Genomic DNA, 16,946 nt, shown 5'->3' with positions numbered 1-16,946 from the left:
ATGACGACCGCCACCGAGCACGCCATCGGCGGGGCGATCCCCAAGCAGCGCCGGGGCGCGGCCGCCACCCTGCACGACTCCTGGGTGGTCGCCAAGCGCAACCTGCGCCGGATGACCCGGATACCCGAGATCGTGGTGTTCGGGCTCATGCAGCCGGTGATGTTCGTGCTGCTGTTCTCGTACGTCATGGGCGGGGCCATCCAGATCCCCGGGACGCAGGCCAGCTCGTCCACGTACATCCAGTTCCTGATGGCCGGCATCTTCGCCCAGACCGTCACCTTCGCCACCGCCGGCGCCTCCGCCGGCATCGCGGAGGACATGACCAAGGGCCTGGTGGACCGGTTCCGCTCGCTGCCGATGGCCCGCTCGGCCGTCCTGGTCGGCCGCACCCTGGCGGACCTCGTCCAGACCGCGTTCACGCTGGTCGTGCTGGCGCTGGTGGCGCTGGCGGTCGGCTGGCGCATCCACAACGGGGTGCTCAGCGCGCTGGGCGCGTTCGGGCTGCTGCTCCTGCTCGGCTACGCCTTCTCCTGGATCGGCGCGCTGATCGGCCTCTCGGTGCGCAGTCCCGAGGCGGCCACCTCGGCCGGGCTGATCTGGCTCTTCCCGCTGACCTTCATCTCCAACGCGTTCGTGCCGATCAGCTCGATGCCGGGCTGGCTCCAGGGGATCGCCTACTGGAACCCGTTCAGCGCCACCGTGCAGGCCTGCCGCGACCTCTTCGGCAACCAGGTCGGCCCGGTGGACAGCGCCTGGCCGATGCAGCACGCCGCGCTGGTGTCGGTGCTCTGGTCGCTGCTGATCACCGCCGTCTTCTCCTGGCTGTCGGTGCGCAAGTACCGCTCCGCCGTGGGCTGACGCCCGGCGTGCACGCGCGAGGGCGGCCGTGGAGTCCCCTCCACGGCCGCCCTCGGTGCGTCGGCGGGTCAGCCGTTGTGCGGCTTCACCTCGGTGATCGTCACCGAGGCCTGCTTGCCGTTCGGCAGCTCGTACGTCGCCTCTTCGCCGACCTTCTTGGCGTCGATGGCGCGGCCCAGCGGCGACTGCGGGGAGTAGACGTCCAGGTCGTCGCTGCCGGCCATCTCGCGCGAGCCGAGCAGGAAGGTCATGGTGTCGTCCTCGTCGCCGTCGAAGGCGACCGTGACGACCATGCCCGGGGCCACCACGCCCGAGTCCGCCGGGGCCTCGCCGACCTTGGCGCGCTCCAGGAGCTGGGTGAGCTGGCGGATCCGCAGCTCGTACTTGCCCTGCTCCTCCTTGGCCGCGTGGTAGCCGGCGTTCTCCTTGAGGTCACCCTCTTCGCGCGCCGCCTCGATCTTCTGGGCGATCTCGATGCGCCAGGGGCCGGTCAGGTGGTCCAGCTCGGCCTTGAGCTGGTCGTAGCCGGACTGAGTGAGCCAGGTCACGTGGTCGCTGGTCTGGGTCACAGGTGCTCCTCGTAGGTGCTGGGGCTGTGCTGAGGGTGTGAGTCGTCAGCAGGGGTGGTGGTGGAGATATCGGTCGTAACTACAAAGCAACGCCCGCTCCCGTACCTCTTGGTGCGGAAGGGGCGAAACCACGAGCCTAACAACTCCCGCCGACAAGCGGGAGAGTCGTTGGCGCGTCATTGACGACAGCATTGCGCCGAGGTGTACAGGACCGGTGTGGCAGGACTCCTCTACGGATTCCCGCTCTCCAGATCGAATATGCGCCCGGGCGTGCCGCGATCGCCAGCCATTACTTCGCCGGCGTGCATCCCAGCAGCTCGGCGGTGGTGCCGCGGGCGGTGGTCCGCAGGCTCACGGTGGCGTCGTAGCTGCCGCCGTCCTTCGGGACGGGGAAGTCGGCCATGCCGACCACCGCGCCGTCCTCGCCCTGCGAGCGGACGGTACAGCTGCCCGCCGTGCCGTCGCTCTTGCGCACCGCCAGGTGCAGCTTCATCTCGCCGTCCGAGACCGCCTCGAAGGAGGGGACGGTGCCGTTGATGGTGGTCTCGCGGATCAGGTAGGAGCCGCCCAGCCAGGCGAGCAGGCCCAGTGCCAGGACGCCGCAGACCGCGCCCACCACCTTGAGACGGCGGTCGGCCTCGCGGTCGCCGCGCCGTCCGTAGCGCCCCTCGGGCAGCTGCGCAGCGGTGGTGGTGCCAGAGCTCATCGAACTCAGTCCTCTCGTGGGAGGCCCGCCTGGGTGGTGCGGGGAATGCGACGCTCCTCCAGTCCGTCACTATAGGAGGGGCACGCCCGCGGCCGGTCCGGCGGGGGCGGGGCTCGGCCGTGTCGGCGGCGTGGCGATGTGGCGCCGCGGCGCTCCGGGCGGCCGGTCCCGCGGTGACGTGGTCCCGAACCGAACCTCGGACGGTGGGCAGACCGGACTTCGCGGGAGCCCAGACATTGTGGAAGGAACGCAGGCGTTGACTGAGCAGTTGCGACTCATGGCGGTGCACGCCCACCCGGACGACGAGTCCAGCAAGGGCGCGGCCACCATGGCCATGTACGTCGACCAGGGGGTGGACGTGCTCGTGGCCACCTGCACCGGGGGGGAACGCGGGTCGGTCCTCAACCCGAAGCTTCAGGGGAAGCCGGAGATCGAGGGGAACATCCACGAGGTCCGGCGCAAGGAGATGGACGAGGCCCGCGCGATCCTCGGGATCAAGCAGGCCTGGCTGGGCTTCGTCGACTCGGGCCTGCCGGAGGGCGATCCGCTGCCCCCGCTGCCCGACGGCTGCTTCGCCCTGCAGGACGTCAAGGAGGCGGCCGAGCCGCTGGTCCGGCTGATCCGCGAGTTCAAGCCACAGGTCATCACGACCTACGACGAGAACGGCGGGTACCCGCACCCGGACCACATCATGACCCACAAGATCACCATGCTGGCCTTCGACGCCGCCGGTGACCCGGACGCCTACCCGGACGCCGGCGAGCCCTGGCAGCCGCTGAAGCTCTACTACAACCACGGCTTCCCGATGGGCCGGATCCGCGCGCTGCACGCGTACCTCACCGAGCACGGCCACGAGTCGCCGTACGGCGAGTGGATCGAGGGATGGGAGAAGAGCGGCCGCAAGGAGCGCGAGATCACCACCCGGGTCCGCTGCGGCGACTGGTTCGAGACCCGGGACCGGGCGCTGATCGCGCACGCCACCCAGATCGACCCCGACGGCCCCTGGTTCCGCGTGCCGCTCGAGGTCCAGCGAGAGGTCTGGCCGACCGAGGACTACGAGCTCGCCCGCACCCTGATCGACGCCGACCTGCCGGAGGACGACCTGTTCGCCGGCCTGCGCACCCCCACCCTGGCGGTCGAGGCCGCCGACACGCGCGACTGACCCACCCCCGATGGCCCGGCTCCCCGTGAGCCGGGCCACCATAGAGATATGAGCGCCCCCGTGAACCTCACCCACATCGCCGCCGAGCTCGCCCTCGACGAGACCAAGGTGACCCCCGGCCTGCTGGGCTTCGTGGTCTTCGCCGCCCTCGGCGTGGCCACCTGGTTCCTGGTGAAGTCGATGAACAAGCAGTTCAAGCGCGTCGACTTCGTCGAGGAGCCGGAGACGCCGAAGGAGTGAGACGGGGCCCCCGTCCGAGCGCCGATGCGCAAGGATGGGGGCATGCCGAACCGTCTCGCGGACGCGACCTCGCCCTACCTGCTCCAGCATGCCGAGAATCCGGTGGACTGGTGGCCGTGGGGCCCCGAGGCGTTCGAGGAGGCGCGCCGGCGGGAGGTGCCGGTGCTGCTGTCCGTCGGCTACGCCGCCTGCCACTGGTGCCACGTGATGGCGCACGAGTCCTTCGAGGACGAGGCGCTGGCCGGGTACGCCAACGAGCGGTTCGTCGCGGTGAAGGTCGACCGCGAGGAGCGCCCGGACATCGACGCCGTCTACATGGAGGCGGTGCAGGCGGCGACCGGGCAGGGCGGCTGGCCGATGACGGTCTTCCTCACGCCCGACAAGGACCCGTTCTACTTCGGGACGCACTTCCCGCCGGAGCCACGGCACGGGATGCCGTCCTTCCGCCAGGTGCTCGAAGGAGTCGACGCCGCCTGGCGCGACCGCCGGGACGAGGTCGGCGAGGTCGCCACCCGCATCCGGGCCGACCTGGCCGAGCGGGCCTCGGTCTACTCGGCCGGCGCCCACCACCCGCCGGCCGAGGCGGACCTGCACCAGGCGCTGGTCACGCTCAGCCGGGACTTCGACGCCCGGCACGGCGGCTTCGGCGGCGCGCCCAAGTTCCCGCCGTCCATGGTGATCGAGTTCCTGCTCCGCCACCACGCCCGCACCGGCTCCGAGGCGGCCCTGGAGATGGCCGTCCGCACCGGCGAGGCGATGGCCCGCGGCGGCATCCACGACCAGCTCGGCGGCGGCTTCGCCCGGTACTCGGTGGACGCCGGCTGGGTGGTCCCGCACTTCGAGAAGATGCTCTACGACAACGCGCTGCTGCTCCGCGCCTACCTGCACCTCTGGCGGGCCACCGGCGCACCGCTCGCCCGGCGGGTGGCGCTCTCCACTGCCGACTTCCTGCTGCGCGAACTGCGGACCCCGGAAGGCGCGTTCGCCTCGGCGCTGGACGCCGACAGCCTCGACCCGGCGACCGGGAAGCCGGCCGAGGGGGCGTACTACGCCTGGACGCCCGGGCAGTTGGCCGAGGTGCTGGGGGAGGCCGACGCCGCGCTCGCGGCAGAGCTGTACGAGGTGACGGCGGAGGGGACGTTCGAGCACGGCGCCTCGGTGCTGCAACTGCTCGCCGACCCGCAGGACGAGGAGGCCGCCGAGCGGATCCGGGCGAAGCTGTTCGAGGCCCGCGCAGGGCGGCCCGCCCCCGCCCGGGACGACAAGGTGGTCGCCGCCTGGAACGGCCTCGCCATCGCCGCACTCGCCGAAACCGGCGCCCTGCTGGACCGCCCCGACCTGGTCGAGGCCGCCGAGCGCGCCGCCGACCTGCTGCTCGCCGTCCACCTCACCCCCGAGGGCCGGCTGCTGCGCACCTCCCGGGACGGCCGGGCCGGCGCCAACGCCGGCGTCCTGGAGGACTACGCCGACACCGCCGAGGGCTTCCTCGCGCTGTACGCCGTCACCGGCGAGGCGGAGTGGCTGGAACTGGCCGGAGGCCTGCTGGACACCGTGCTCAAGCACTTCGCCGACGAGGCGTCCGGCGCGCTGTACGACACCGCCGACGACGCCGAGGAGCTGATCCGGCGGCCCCAGGACCCGACCGACAACGCCACCCCGTCCGGCTGGACGGCCGCCGCGGGTGCGCTGCTCACCTACGCCGCGTACACCGGTTCGGCGCGCCACCGCACCGCCGCCGAGCGGGCGCTCGGCATCGTCGGGGCGCTGGCCACCCGGGCACCGCGGTTCATCGGCTGGGGCCTGGCCGTCGCCGAGGCGCTGACGGACGGCCCGCGCGAAGTCGCCGTGGTCGGCCCGGCAGGGGCGACGGCGACGGCCGCACTGCACCGGGCGGCACTGCTGGGGACGGCGCCGGGCGCGGTGGTCGCACTCGGCGAGCCGTCCGGGGAGGACGGGGTGCCGCTGCTGGCCGGCCGGCCGCTGGTGGGCGGGGAGCCCGCCGCGTACGTCTGCCGGCACTTCGCCTGCGACGCGCCGACCACCGATTCGGCGGCGCTGGCCGAGCGGCTCGGGGCGCTGCCGGAGCTGAGCGGCCCGGTCGGGTAATTCGGTTGGTCCCGGTCCGGCGAGCGGGCCAGAATCGGGCATGACCTGGACCTTGACGACCTCCCTCGACGAGTTCCGCGCCCGGGCCGGCGACTTCCTCGACGCCCGCCCGGCCGAGAACACCGTGCTGCTCACCGTGGTCGACCGGCTGGTCAGGCGTGGGCTGCACGTCTTCGGGGAGAGTGTGCCGGTCTTCGGCTGGTGGAGCCGCGAGCCGGGCGGCCCGGTCGAGGGAGCCTTTCTGCGGACGCCACCGTTCGAGCCGCGCCTCGGCGTGATGCCGGACGCGGCGGCCGCCGCGCTCGCCGGTGAACTGGCCGCGGCCGGGCCCGGGTTCACCGAGGTCCCCGGGGTTTCCGGCGGCGAGTCGGCGGTCCGGGCGTTCTCCGCCGCCTGGCAGGCCGCCGCCGGCGCCACCGCGTCCCTCCGGTTCAAGCAACGGCTGTACCGGCTGGGCGAGTTGACCGACCCGCCGCGCCCGCCCGCCGGCCGCCACCGGGTCGCCGGGCCGGCCGACCGCGAGGTGCTGATCGAGTGGTACGAGGCGTTCGCGGTCGAGGCCACCGTCGAACTCCCCAACATCCCGGGCACGGTGGACGAGCGCATCGCCGACGGCCTGCTCCACCTCTGGGAGGACGACGGCCGCCCCGTCGCGATGGCCGGGAACAGCCCCGTGGTCGCCGGCATGACCCGGGTCGGCCCGGTCTACACGCCCATCGAGGCACGCGGGCACGGATACGCCAGCGGCGTCACGGCGGCTGCCTCGGCAGCCGCCCTCGCCCGGGGCGCGGCCGAGGTGCTGCTCTACACCGACCTCGCCAACCCGACCAGCAACTCGATCTACCAGAAGATCGGGTACCGGCCGGTGGAAGACTGCCTGACGCTGGACTTCGCGGACGTCCCGGATGCCGCGGATGTGCCGGACGTCGCGGACTTCGTGGGCTGATCGGGTCTGCGGGCCGGTGGGCCCGGGTAAGCCGGGTGAGGGGGTGACCGCGATGGGGGACGGGCTGCTCGTCCGGGCAGGCAGGCTGGGCCCGGGGGAGGTGGTGGCCGGTGCGCTCACCGCCAACCTGGGACTGCTGGTGGTCTCACTGGTCGCGGGCGGGCTGCTCGTCCGGCGGTACGGCGAGCGGCGGGTGACACCGCCGCCCCCGCCGCCCGACCGGCGCGAGGTGCTGCTCGCGGCCACCGCCGTCCTGCTCAACTCCGCTGTCGGCGTGGCCGGCTGGGCGCTCTGGCGGGCCGGCTGGATCCGGCTCTCCGCGGACACCGGACTCCGCGCGGCGGCCGACCTGGCGGTGTTCACCCTGGTGATGGACGGCCTGATGTACGGCGGTCACTGGCTGACCCACCGCCGCCGGCTCTACCGGCTGGCCCACCAACTCCACCACGGCTACCCCGACCCGCGCCCCGCCACCCTCTTCGTACTGCACCCGCTGGAGGTGCTCGGCTTCGGCGGCACCTGGCTCGCGGTGCTCTGCGTTCGGGAGATGTCCGCCGTCGCCCTGCTCGGGTACATCGGCGTCAACCTGGTCTTCGGCCTGTTGGGGCACCTCGGCGTCGAACCGTTCCCCGCCCGGATCCGGCGGTGCGCGGTCTTCCGCTGGGTCGCCCTGCCGATGTTCCACGCCGGCCACCACGCCGACCCGGCCGTCAACCTGGGCTTCTACACCACCCTGTGGGACCGGCTGTTCGGCACCATCGACCCGGCCTACGACACCCGTCGCACCACCGAATGGCAGGCGCCCGCCGGCCGTCAGTCGATCGCGTGGACCCCGGGCGACTGACGGACCCTGGTGTTGAACGGGTCGCTGCCGCCCGCAGCCACCGGGGTCCCGCCCATCGACCGGTCGCTGTTGCGGTAGTTGTGGGCGGTGGCGAGCAGATTGCCGCCGGCCGTCTTCATGTCCTCGGCCAGCCCGTCGAGCAGCGTCTTCCAGGCGGCCGAGCAGTCGTGCAGCGCCGCCCCGCTCTGCCACCCCGGCAGGGCGGCCGCCGCCCGGTCGCTCGGCGCGGCCAGCCTCGCCGTCTCCTCGGGGACCTTCCCGGCCACCGTCTGTGCATTGGTACCGGCGGCGGACAACTCGTCCGGCCGCACCGTGAATCCCGCTCCTCCGGCCACCGTCTCCCCCTCGGCTGTGCTGTCGGCTGTGCGCGCTATGGTAGCGGCGAGTGCAGGGGTGAGCACCCGTGAGTGACAGCTGGGGGGCTGAGAAGTGGATCTGGCAGGCCTGAGGAACGCCAAACCGGAGGAGCTGTACGCCGCGGCCGAGGCGTACGGGCAGTTGTACAAGGCGTACGTCCAGCACGCCACGGACTGGAAGAGCGGCACCGCCGACCGGGTGCACGGCTCCGGCTGGACGGGTGACGCGGCCGACGCGGCCACCAAGTCCCTGGACGCGACCACGGCCGAGCTGCAGGCCGCAGACATCGAACTGTCCTGCATCGAGGGCACCTTGCGCGGCCACGCCGACACCTTCACCCTCGCGCAGTCCAAGCTGCGGCAGGCGCTCACCGACGCCGCCGCCAAGAACCTCAAGGTCGCCGACGACGGCACCGTCAGCTGGAGCGCCTCGACCAACCCCTACCAGGCGGCCGACTGGGCGGACAAGCAGAAGGCGGCCGCCGAGGAGATCGGCAAGCGGATCACCGCCGCCCTCGCCGAGGCCACCCAGGCCGACCAGGGCCTCGCCGCCGACCTCAAGCGCTTCACCGGCCGCGCCACCGACAAGTCCGGCCTGGACCTCAAGACGGCCAACGCGGACGGGTACCTCCAGCAGTTCGGCGACCTCAACAACCCGGGGTACAAGAAGGACCTGCCCGGGAAGGACGCCACCCCGACGGAGGTCAACTCCTGGTGGAAGGGCCTCGACCCGGCGGGCCAGCAGTGGTTCATCGACCACCACCCGGAGGCGATCGGCAACCTGGACGGCATCCCGGCGCCGGTACGGGACCAGGTGAACCGGGCGTACCTCGCGAAGATGCTTGACTCGATCGACGCCAAGAACCGAGCGAAGCCGCCGGTGCCACTGACCGACGTCGAGAAGGGGCAGTTCGCAAAGCTGAATCCGATCCGGCAGCGGCTCGACGAGGACCAGAGGCATGCGGGCGACGGTCGTCCGGTGGACTACCTGCTGCTTCTCGGCCAGGAGGGCAACGGGCGTGCGGCGATCTCATTCGGAAACCCGGACACGGCCACCGACATCTCCGCCTATGTTCCCGGCATCACGACTGTTCCCGCGTCCTTGGGGCCGAAGGACAACTGGCAACCTGGGACCAACGAGGCCGAGAACGCGCTGAACCTCTGGCGGGCGGCCAACGCCAAGGTCCCGCCCGGCGGTTCGGTCGCCTCGATCGTCTGGCTCGGGTACGACCCTCCGGGGCAGGACGCCGGGGCCGCGATGACCGGGGCGGGAGACAAGGGAGCTCCGGCCTACGCGAAGTTCCTCAGCGGCGTGCGGGCGAGCCATCAGGGCGGCGAGCCGCCCCACATCACGTCGATCGGCCACAGCTACGGCTCGTACGTGGTCGGCCAGGCCACCAAGCTCACCGCCCAGCCGGGTTCGCCGTACCAGCGACCGGACGACGTGGTCTTCATCGGCAGCCCGGGCATCGGCGTGGACAAGGCCGCCGACCTGGGGATGCCCGGCCACGTCTGGGCGGGCGCGGCCGCCAACGACGTCGTCACCCACACGCCGACGAAGGGTGACGCTTTGGTGGCCGTGGGCGGTCCGCTCGGCCCGGCCCTGGCAGTCGTGAAGCACGACCTGCTCAACCCGGACGAGGGCTGGTACGGGAGGGACCCGGCCAGCGCGTCGTTCGGCGCCCAGCGCTTCGCCGTGGACGACTTCGGCCAGACGACGGACATCATCGGGGCGCACACCAAGTACCTGACCCCGGAGGGCGGCGGCCCCTCGCTGGGGAACATCGCCTCCATCGTGACCCGCGGCTGCGACGTCGTGCGGGTGGAGGGTCGATGAGGTTCCGCTGGAAGGTGGTCGTCCCGCTCGTGGTGGTGGTCTCCGTGCTGATCACCGGAGTGGGATTGTTCTACAACGGATACGGGCCCATGGCGTTGCGGGACAAGCGTGTCCTGCACCTGAAGGACCCGGCGGTGGCGAAGGACCGGATCGACGAGCTTCTGCGCGCCACCATGGCCGGGATCTCGCCGCAGGTGGCATTCCTCGGCGGCGACTACCAGGTGACGCGGGAGGAGGACCACTGGGACGGCGAGCCGAGCCTGAAGTCGCGGCTCTTCGGAGCAGTCGCCATCCGTACCCGGATTTCGCAGGTGAAGCTCCCGCGCTTGCTCGACCAGATCAGCCGGAACTGGGAGGGCCTGGGATGTGGCCCGGTGGACCGGACGGAGACCGGGCAGTACAGCCCGGGACTGGCCTCCCTCAGCTGCGCGACCTTCGACGACCTGTTCGTGGGGCTCAGCGCGTCCTCTGACGGGTCGTACAACAGTGTCTCCTTCAGTGCGGAACTCGACTTCGTGCGGTACCGGCCCGCTCATGAGTACGGGCCGATGCCGTCACTGCTCCGGGGATCGACAGGCGAGCGCGGCGGTGACCTGGACGACCCCTACTGGTCCCACTGACCCCTCCGCTACTCCCAGTCCCACCGGATGCCCAGCAGGCACGGCTGCAGGGCGGAGGCCACCAGGTGCACGCACCGGTGGCCGTCGAGTGTCAGCTCCTCCGTCTCGTACGGCTTCTCGCCGGGTGAGTGCAGCGAGAAGCGGTGGCAGCGGACGGGGAGGGCGGCGGGGTGGAAGGTGACCTGGAGGACGTACTGGCCGGCGCCGGAGTTGAAGCCGCGGACGTACTCGCTGCTGGGGGTGGGGGCCGGGGCGTCGTCGAAGCCGTAGCCGAGGAGGTGGGTGTCGCCGGCGCGGAGGCGGCGGTCGAGGAGGAGTTCGGCGACGAGCAGGTCGTGGGCGGGGTCGCGGCGGATGCGGCCGGGGCGGCAGTTCTCCTCGGCGCGGACGCCGACGCGGTCGATGTCGCAGCCGGGGTCGCCCTGGTAGATGGCGAGGTAGCGGTCGATGCCGTCGCGGTGGGCGCGCAGGGCGTGCTGGGAGTCGCGGCGGACGAGGTGGCGGTCGGGGCCGATGCGGATGCGTTCGATGTGGGTGATGGTGTGCAGGCCGGTGTCGCGCGGGCTCGCGATGGTGGCGAGCAGGTCGTCGACGGCGGTGGCCGGGGTGATGAGGTCGCGGTAGGGGCGGACGGGTGGGCCGGCCGGGTCGGCGGGGGTGGCGCGGCGGGGGCCGAGGAGCCGGGTGAGGGAGTGTGCGGGGAGGTCGAGGACGTCTTCCAACGCTCTCACCGCGCGGAGGGATTCGGCGCGTTCGGGGCGGCGGCGGCCCTGCTGCCAGTAGCTGAGGCTGGTGATGCCGACCTGGACGCCGCGTTGGGCGAGGTGTTCGCGGACGCGGTGCAGGGCGAGGCCGCGGGCGGCGATGGCGGTGCGCAGGGCGAGGTGGAACGGGCCGGTGCGCAGGGCGGTGGCGAGGTCCGCCTGTTCGCTGCGTTGCATGGCGGCCTCCTCGGGGGCGGGCCGGGCAGGTTCCGGTTGGTCGTGAATATTCACATGCGGAGGGCGGTTTGTCACCGGTGGTGGCGTGCCGCGCGGTGGTTCCGGGGGTGGCGTTCACACCTGGGCGGGGTCGTTCACACCTGTGGGCGGGGGGCGCGGGGGCCGTTGACCAGGCTCTGTCAACGGCGGGATGCTCGGTGACGCGATCCGGACCGCGCCCCCACACTTCTCCACTCCTCTGCCTGTGCAAGGAGGAACGCCCCCATGTCAGTTCCACGGATACGCCTGCGCCGTGCGGTCTCGGTGCTCGCGCTCGGCGTGCTCGGCCCGGCGCTCACCGTCGTGGCCACCGCTCCGGCCTCCGCCGCCCCCAACGGCGCGCCGGCCCCCACCGCACACGTCCGCCCGGCAGGTGCCTCGGGCAGTACGGCCGACCTGGCCGGCACGTACAAGAAGCTCAACATCACCATGCAGCAGCAACAGCAGACCAACTGGTGCTGGGCGGCGAGCGGCAACACCATCGCCACCTGGTTCGGCTACAGCTACAGCCAGAACCAGTTCTGCAACGCCGCGTTCGGCCGGTCGACCAGCTCCAGCTGCCCCAACAGCCAGGCCACGCTGGGAGATGTGCAGAACGGCCTGAGCTGGGTCGGCATCAACCCCGGTTCGTACGTCACCGGGTACCTGCGGTACAGCACCGTGCAGACCGAGGTGAACGCCGACCGCCCGGTCGAGACCCGGATCCAGTGGAGCTCCGGCGGCGGTCACATGCACGTGGTCTACGGGTACGACACCTCGAACAACTGGGTCTACTGGGGTGACCCGTGGCCGTCCAACTACCGCTACAACTGGGCGGACTACAACTACTACGTGTCCAACGGCACGTTCTCCTGGACCCACTCCCTGTACCGGATCGGCGCGTGAGGGGCGACCATGACCAGCATCCGTAACGCGGCCGTGGCCGTCCTGATCGCCGCCGGCCTCGGTCTGGCCGTCACCCCGGCGGCGTACGCCGACGGCGGGGCCGGTTCTCCCGCGCCGGTCACCGGTGCCGAGTTGGCGCAGGCCCGGGGCGCGGCCCAGAACCCCGCCGTCCTGGACCAGTTGGGCCACTTCTTCGCCCGCAAGGGCGTGCCGCCGACCAAGCAGCTGACCGTCGGCGCGGCCGAGGAGGCGCAGGCGGCGAGCGCCGCCGCGCCGAGGCTGTCCGGCGACACCGTGCCGGTCTACACCCTGGACGCGGCCTTCGTGGCCGGGACCCCGGGTGCGCCGGTGGCCAGGGCCGAGTTCACCGCCAGCAAGGCCGTCTCGGCAGACGGACAGGTGGCCTCGGTCTGGACGGCGAAGCAGGGCGACACCTGGCGGGTCGTCAACATCGCCTCCGGCGGCGACGAGAGCGACTACGCGGCGCAGGCGGCCGGCAGCGGCGGCGGGACGGCGTTCCGCGAGCCGCAGCTCAACGCCTGGTACGTACTGCGGGACGGCCGGGTCCTGCCGTTGGACGACGAGGCGCGGCGCTCGGTGGGCGCGGCCGGGGTGAGCCTGGCGGCGTACCAGAAGCTGGTCCGGCAGCGGTACGGGGACAAACTGCCCGGTTCGGCGTACGACCGGGCCGGGAAGGGCGGCGGCTACCAGCCGGACGCCACCGTGCAGGAGGCGGCTGCGGAGGGCGGCGGTGCCGCGCTGCCCACCGTCACGGCGGCCGCGGCCCTGGGCGTCACCGCGCTCGTGGGTGTCGCGCTGCGGCGGCGGGCGAGTGCCCGGCGCGGGTAGCGCCACCGGGTGAGGGGCGGCGGGGTCCGGCACGGCAGCCGGGCCCCGCCGTCGCACGCCCAGCCGCACGGCCCGCCCGGACCCCCGCCGGCTACAGCCCGGCGAACCCGCGTTCCAGGAAGGCGAAGGTGTCGTCGACGAGGTCCGCGAGGTCCAGCGTCCCCTCGCTCTCGGCCCATCGCAGCGCCGCCTCGGTGGTGGCCGCGCCGATGGCGGCCGCGGTGATCCGCATCTCGAATGTCGGCTCCTCGACGCCGGTCCGGCGGGTCAGCACGTCCAGGTAGAGCAGCTGCGGGTTGTTGGCGTCCTCGTGCATCCGGGCGCGCAGCGCGGGCACGTCCTTGACCAGCCGCATCCGGATGAGCAGTTCGTCCCGCTCGTGCTGCGACAGTTCGCGGATAAGCCCGATGAGGGACTCCCGGCAGGAGTGCAGGAACGGTTCGTCGGAGGGGCGGGCCAGCAGCGCGGTGACCATCGCCGGGTCGTACTCGTCGGTGAGGACGAGGTCCTCCTTGGTGCCGAAGTACCGGAAGAAGGTGGACTGCGAGACCTCGGCCGCCGCTGCGATCTGCTCCACGGTGGTGTTCTCGTAGCCCTGTTCGGCGATCAGCCGGTACGCCTCGCGACGGATCGCCTGGCGGGTCTTCAGCTTCTTCCGCTCGCGCAGCGACAGCGGCGCCTCCAGCATCGCCTGGACCGGGTTGGCCGGTCCTGCCGCCGGGGGTGCCGTTGTCGGCCGCGTTGCGTTCATACCTTCGATTATCCGTGATCGGAGGCCGGCACGGAGGCCGTCCCGGACGGTGACCCCGGCTGCGACCCCGCATCGGCGGCGGCCGCCTCCCGCACCTCGGCCGCCTGGGCCGCGGCCTCGGCCGCCTCCTGCGCCTCCGCCGCCGCGCGCGGCTCGGCGCTCGGCATCCTCAGCGCGACCAGCACCGCCGACAGCACCGCGATGGCCCCGGAGGCCAGCAGCACCACCGTCATGCCGTGGACGTACGCGGCGTGCGCGGAGGCGGCCAGCGCCCGGTCCCCGGTGGCGGCGGCCACGGCGTCGGCGGCGACCACCGACTGTTCGGCCTTGTGCGCGACCTCGGCGGGGAGCGCCGCGGTGTCCAGCGAGCCGCGGTACGAGCCGGCCAGCAGGCTGCCGAAGACGGCCACCCCGATCGCCCCGCCGACCTGGCGCAGGGTCTGGATCAGCCCGGAGCCGACGCCGGCCCGGGCGGGCGGCAGGGTGAGCAGGGCGGAGGCCTGGGCGGTGATCAGCGACAGGCCCATGCCCAGGCCGAGCAGGGTGAGCCAGAGCGCGGCCAGACCGTAGCCGTCGGAGATCGCGGTGCGGCTGCCGAGCAGCAGGGCGGCGGCCAGTACGGACAGCCCGACGGAGATCACCGCGCGGGCGCCGATCCGGGTGACCAGCCGGTCGCTGAGCTTGGCGGCCACCATCAGCCCCAGCATCATCGGCATCAGCCGCAGGCCGGTGCCGAAGGCGTCGGCGCCGAGCACGCTCTGGAAGTAGAGCGGCAGGACGAAGAAGGCGCCGAACAGGACCAGCGAGACCAGCGTCGCGGCCACCGCCGACCAGCGGAAGGTCGGGTCGGCGAGCAGGGTGAGGTCGAGCATCGGGTCCCGCTGGCGGCGGCTGCGCCGTACCAGGGCGGTGAGCGCGACCAGCGAGCCGCCGAGCATGCCGAGCACCAGCGGGTCGGCCCAGCCGCGGTCGGGGCCCTCGATGATGCCGAAGGTGAGTGCGGCCAGGCCGCCCGCGCCGAGCACGGTGCCGAGCAGATCGATCCGGGGCGCGGCGGGGTTGCGGGTCTCCGGGAGCAGCAGGACGCAGGCGACGATGCCGATGGCGGTCAGCGGGATGTTGATCAGGAAGACCGAGCCCCACCAGAAGTGCTGGAGGAGGAAGCCGCCGATCAGGGGGCCGAGCGGGGCCCCGGCCGCAAGTGAGGCGGCCAGGATCGCCGTGGCGCGGCGCTGCTCGCCGGACGGGAAGAGCCCGGGGATCACCGCCATGGACATCGGCATGACCAGCGCGCCGGCCACGCCCATCGCCGCGCGGGCGGCGATCAGGGTGCCGGGGCTGTCGGCGAGCATGCCGACCGCGGAGGAGAGGCCGAACAGGGCGAGGCCCACGGTGAGGGTCCGGCGGCGGCCGAACCGGTCGCCGATCAGTCCGGCCGGGAGCATCGCGGCGGCGAAGACCACGGTGTACGAGTCGACGATCCACTGCTGCTGCCCGGTGCCGGCCTGCAGTTGGGAGGCCAGGGTGGGCAGGGCCACGTTGAGGATCGTCATGTCGAAGCTGATCACCAGGACGCTCAGTGCGACGGCGACCAGCGCGAGCCAGCGCCGCGGGTGCGGCCCGGGCGGGGCGGGGGCGGGAGCGGCGGACACGGGCAACCTCCGGAAGCCGGTCGGAAGGGCGTGAAAGGTTCTCTCAAATGACAGTAACTCCCAAAAGATGGCGACCGTCAAGACGCCGGAGTGTGGCCACGACGTCACATTCCGTCATGTGTCCTGGAAGTGCTGGTTCCGCACATGGAATTGACGCAACGTTGATCTGTCGTTCGCCGCTTCGGGGCGTCTGCGGGTGACTGTCGGTAGATACGATGTGGCAATCGGTCAGTGCAGGCCGAGCGTGCCGAGAGCGGAGAAGGGGTGGGGCGGCAGGAGCCGACCACTGGCCCGGCGCAGGAACCGGCGCGGGAAAGGGGAGTCCGAATGGCCGACAGGGAGTCGACCGCCCAGGTCTGGGGCGCGGCGGTGGTGGTGGGATCGGCGCTGGTCGTGGTCGCCGCCTATCTGATCAACGGCGCCCCGCTGGTACTGGCGGTCGCCGGGGTCGAGGTGCTGCTGCTGATGGCGTACGTCGGCCGCCGCTGGCGGTTGCTGCGCCAGCCCGTCGCGCCGCGTGGCCACCAGTGGGCCGGCGGGGCCCCGGACGCGGCCCACTGCGAGCGCTGCCGCCGGGCCCGCGAGGCGCTGGACGCCCGGCAGGCCCGACGGGCCCGTTCCCGCCCGTACGTCGACGGCCCGTACGTCGACCGCTCCGGCGCCGACCGCCCCTACGCCGACCGCCCCCATGCCGACCGCTCCGGCGCGTCGCGCGACCACGCGCCGTGCGAGGGTGCGCCGCACGAGCGGGTCACGCGCGAGCGCTCGGCGGACGCCCGCCCCGCGCGCGGCGACCGCCCCGACCACGGCCACCCGCCGCGCCCCGCCTCGGAGTGGACAGCGGAACGGGCGGCCACCCGGTCATCGGACCGGCCGGCCGCCCGTCATGGCGTTCCCGGCTCAGCCGGCCGCGCTGTACGCCACCAGTGAGACCCCGACGTACTGCACGATGAAGGCGCCGAGGGTGAAGGCGTGGAACACCTCGTGGAAGCCGAACCGGCGCGGTGACGGGTTGGGCCGCTTGAGCCCGTACACGACCCCGCCGACGCTGTAGAGCACCCCGCCGACGACCATCAGCACCACCACCGCGACCCCGCCGGCGTGCAGGAACTCCGGCAGGAAGAACACGGCGGCCCAGCCCAGCGCGATGTACACCGGTGTGTACAGCCAGCGGGGTGCGCCGACCCAGAAGACCCGGAACGCGATCCCGGCCAGCGCCCCGCCCCAGGCCACCCAGAGCAGCACCTGCTTCGCGGCACCGTCCAGCAGCAGGATGGTGAACGGGGTGTAGGTGCCCGCGATGATCAGGAAGATGTTCGCGTGGTCGAGCCGGCGCAGGACGGCGTCGCCGCGCGGGCCCCAGGTGAAGCGGTGGTAGACCGCGCTGACCCCGAACAGCATCCAGGCGCTGACCGAGTAGATCGCGCAGGCGGCCTTGGCGGACGTGGAGCCGGCCTGGCAGATCAGCACGATCCCGGCGGCCACCGTGGCGGGGAACATCGCGGCGTGCAGCCAGCCGCGCCATGTCGGCTTGCTCTCCGTACGCTCCGTGATCTCCACGAGCTCAGCAGTCATGGGCAGCATG

18 protein-coding genes are annotated in these 16,946 nt (G+C 72.5%); 11 read left to right on the top strand and 7 right to left on the bottom strand.

Translation table 11 applies throughout. The annotated features are described in order from the left end of the window. A complete protein-coding gene (locus tag OG286_RS16330; protein WP_396320595.1) occupies nt 1-858 on the top strand; it encodes an ABC transporter permease in 858 nt (285 codons plus the stop codon). Nucleotides 859-926: 68 nt separating this feature from the next. Here the strand turns inward: OG286_RS16330 and greA are convergent, their stop codons facing one another. Continuing rightward, on the bottom strand, nt 927-1,427 hold the full coding sequence (gene greA / locus OG286_RS16325) for a transcription elongation factor GreA (RefSeq protein WP_396320596.1): 501 nt from the start codon (nt 1,425-1,427) through the stop codon (nt 927-929). A 289-nt stretch (nt 1,428-1,716) separates the two neighbouring features. Beyond that, nucleotides 1,717-2,133, bottom strand: coding sequence for a DUF4307 domain-containing protein (locus OG286_RS16320; protein WP_396320597.1), 417 nt, complete (start codon nt 2,131-2,133; stop codon nt 1,717-1,719). A 256-nt stretch (nt 2,134-2,389) separates the two neighbouring features. Between OG286_RS16320 and mca the strand changes: the two genes are divergently transcribed. From mca to OG286_RS16295, 5 genes are read left to right on the top strand one after another with little or no spacing between them, the layout of a single operon-like run. Continuing rightward, nucleotides 2,390-3,295 carry a mycothiol conjugate amidase Mca gene (gene mca, locus OG286_RS16315; RefSeq protein ID WP_396320598.1) on the top strand — a complete coding sequence of 302 codons (906 nt, stop codon included), beginning with the start codon at nt 2,390-2,392 and terminating at the stop codon, nt 3,293-3,295. A gap of 48 nt (nt 3,296-3,343) precedes the next feature. Beyond that, on the top strand, nt 3,344-3,535 hold the full coding sequence (locus tag OG286_RS16310) for a hypothetical protein (RefSeq protein ID WP_396320599.1): 192 nt from the start codon (nt 3,344-3,346) through the stop codon (nt 3,533-3,535). A 42-nt stretch (nt 3,536-3,577) separates the two neighbouring features. Then, nucleotides 3,578-5,641 carry a thioredoxin domain-containing protein gene (locus OG286_RS16305; RefSeq protein ID WP_405365395.1) on the top strand — a complete coding sequence of 688 codons (2,064 nt, stop codon included), beginning with the start codon at nt 3,578-3,580 and terminating at the stop codon, nt 5,639-5,641. Nucleotides 5,642-5,681: 40 nt separating this feature from the next. Further along, nucleotides 5,682-6,587 (top strand): GNAT family N-acetyltransferase, encoded by a 906-nt coding sequence (locus OG286_RS16300; protein WP_396320601.1) that lies wholly within the window; start codon nt 5,682-5,684, stop codon nt 6,585-6,587. 52 nt (nt 6,588-6,639) lie between these two features. Next, nucleotides 6,640-7,431, top strand: a complete 792-nt coding sequence (locus OG286_RS16295) for a sterol desaturase family protein (RefSeq protein ID WP_396320946.1) — start codon at nt 6,640-6,642, stop codon at nt 7,429-7,431. Here OG286_RS16295 and OG286_RS16290 read toward each other — a convergent pair. After that, a complete protein-coding gene (locus tag OG286_RS16290; protein ID WP_396320602.1) occupies nt 7,401-7,766 on the bottom strand; it encodes a hypothetical protein in 366 nt (121 codons plus the stop codon). The two genes, OG286_RS16295 and OG286_RS16290, sit on opposite strands and share 31 nt — an antisense overlap. 94 nt (nt 7,767-7,860) lie before the next feature. Between OG286_RS16290 and OG286_RS16285 the strand changes: the two genes are divergently transcribed. Both OG286_RS16285 and OG286_RS16280 read left to right on the top strand, forming a co-directional pair. Then, nucleotides 7,861-9,624: an alpha/beta hydrolase gene (locus OG286_RS16285; RefSeq protein WP_396320603.1), complete on the top strand. Its 1,764-nt coding sequence runs from the start codon at nt 7,861-7,863 to the stop codon at nt 9,622-9,624. After that, nucleotides 9,621-10,244: a hypothetical protein gene (locus OG286_RS16280; protein WP_396320604.1), complete on the top strand. Its 624-nt coding sequence runs from the start codon at nt 9,621-9,623 to the stop codon at nt 10,242-10,244. Before OG286_RS16285 ends, OG286_RS16280 begins: the two co-directional genes overlap by 4 nt. 8 nt (nt 10,245-10,252) lie before the next feature. Here the strand turns inward: OG286_RS16280 and OG286_RS16275 are convergent, their stop codons facing one another. Further along, the gene (locus OG286_RS16275; RefSeq protein WP_396320605.1) at nt 10,253-11,185 is read right to left on the bottom strand and encodes a hypothetical protein; all 933 of its coding nucleotides are present in this window, start codon (nt 11,183-11,185) and stop codon (nt 10,253-10,255) included. A 264-nt stretch (nt 11,186-11,449) separates the two neighbouring features. On the opposite strand from OG286_RS16275, the gene OG286_RS16270 reads away from it, so the two are divergent. Both OG286_RS16270 and OG286_RS16265 read left to right on the top strand, forming a co-directional pair. Further along, a complete protein-coding gene (locus OG286_RS16270; RefSeq protein WP_405361185.1) occupies nt 11,450-12,109 on the top strand; it encodes a papain-like cysteine protease family protein in 660 nt (219 codons plus the stop codon). Nucleotides 12,110-12,118: 9 nt separating this feature from the next. Continuing rightward, nucleotides 12,119-12,958 (top strand): hypothetical protein, encoded by an 840-nt coding sequence (locus OG286_RS16265; RefSeq protein WP_396320607.1) that lies wholly within the window; start codon nt 12,119-12,121, stop codon nt 12,956-12,958. A gap of 91 nt (nt 12,959-13,049) precedes the next feature. Here the strand turns inward: OG286_RS16265 and OG286_RS16260 are convergent, their stop codons facing one another. Further along, nucleotides 13,050-13,709, bottom strand: coding sequence for a TetR family transcriptional regulator (locus OG286_RS16260; protein ID WP_396320608.1), 660 nt, complete (start codon nt 13,707-13,709; stop codon nt 13,050-13,052). Nucleotides 13,710-13,717: 8 nt separating this feature from the next. Continuing rightward, entirely contained in the window at nt 13,718-15,361 is a 1,644-nt protein-coding gene (locus tag OG286_RS16255; RefSeq protein WP_396320609.1) for an MFS transporter, read from the bottom strand. A gap of 327 nt (nt 15,362-15,688) precedes the next feature. Between OG286_RS16255 and OG286_RS16250 the strand changes: the two genes are divergently transcribed. After that, nucleotides 15,689-16,291 (top strand): hypothetical protein, encoded by a 603-nt coding sequence (locus tag OG286_RS16250; protein WP_405365392.1) that lies wholly within the window; start codon nt 15,689-15,691, stop codon nt 16,289-16,291. Here the strand turns inward: OG286_RS16250 and OG286_RS16245 are convergent. Further along, entirely contained in the window at nt 16,262-16,945 is a 684-nt protein-coding gene (locus OG286_RS16245) for a hemolysin III family protein (protein WP_396320611.1), read from the bottom strand. The genes OG286_RS16250 and OG286_RS16245 overlap by 30 nt on opposite strands. Nucleotide 16,946 lies beyond the last annotated feature (1 nt).

The sequence above is a fragment of the Kitasatospora sp. NBC_00039 genome (genome assembly GCF_045160625.1).
In the GTDB taxonomy this organism is placed as follows: domain Bacteria; phylum Actinomycetota; class Actinomycetes; order Streptomycetales; family Streptomycetaceae; genus Kitasatospora.
This window is presented reverse-complemented; position numbering and strand designations above follow the sequence as displayed.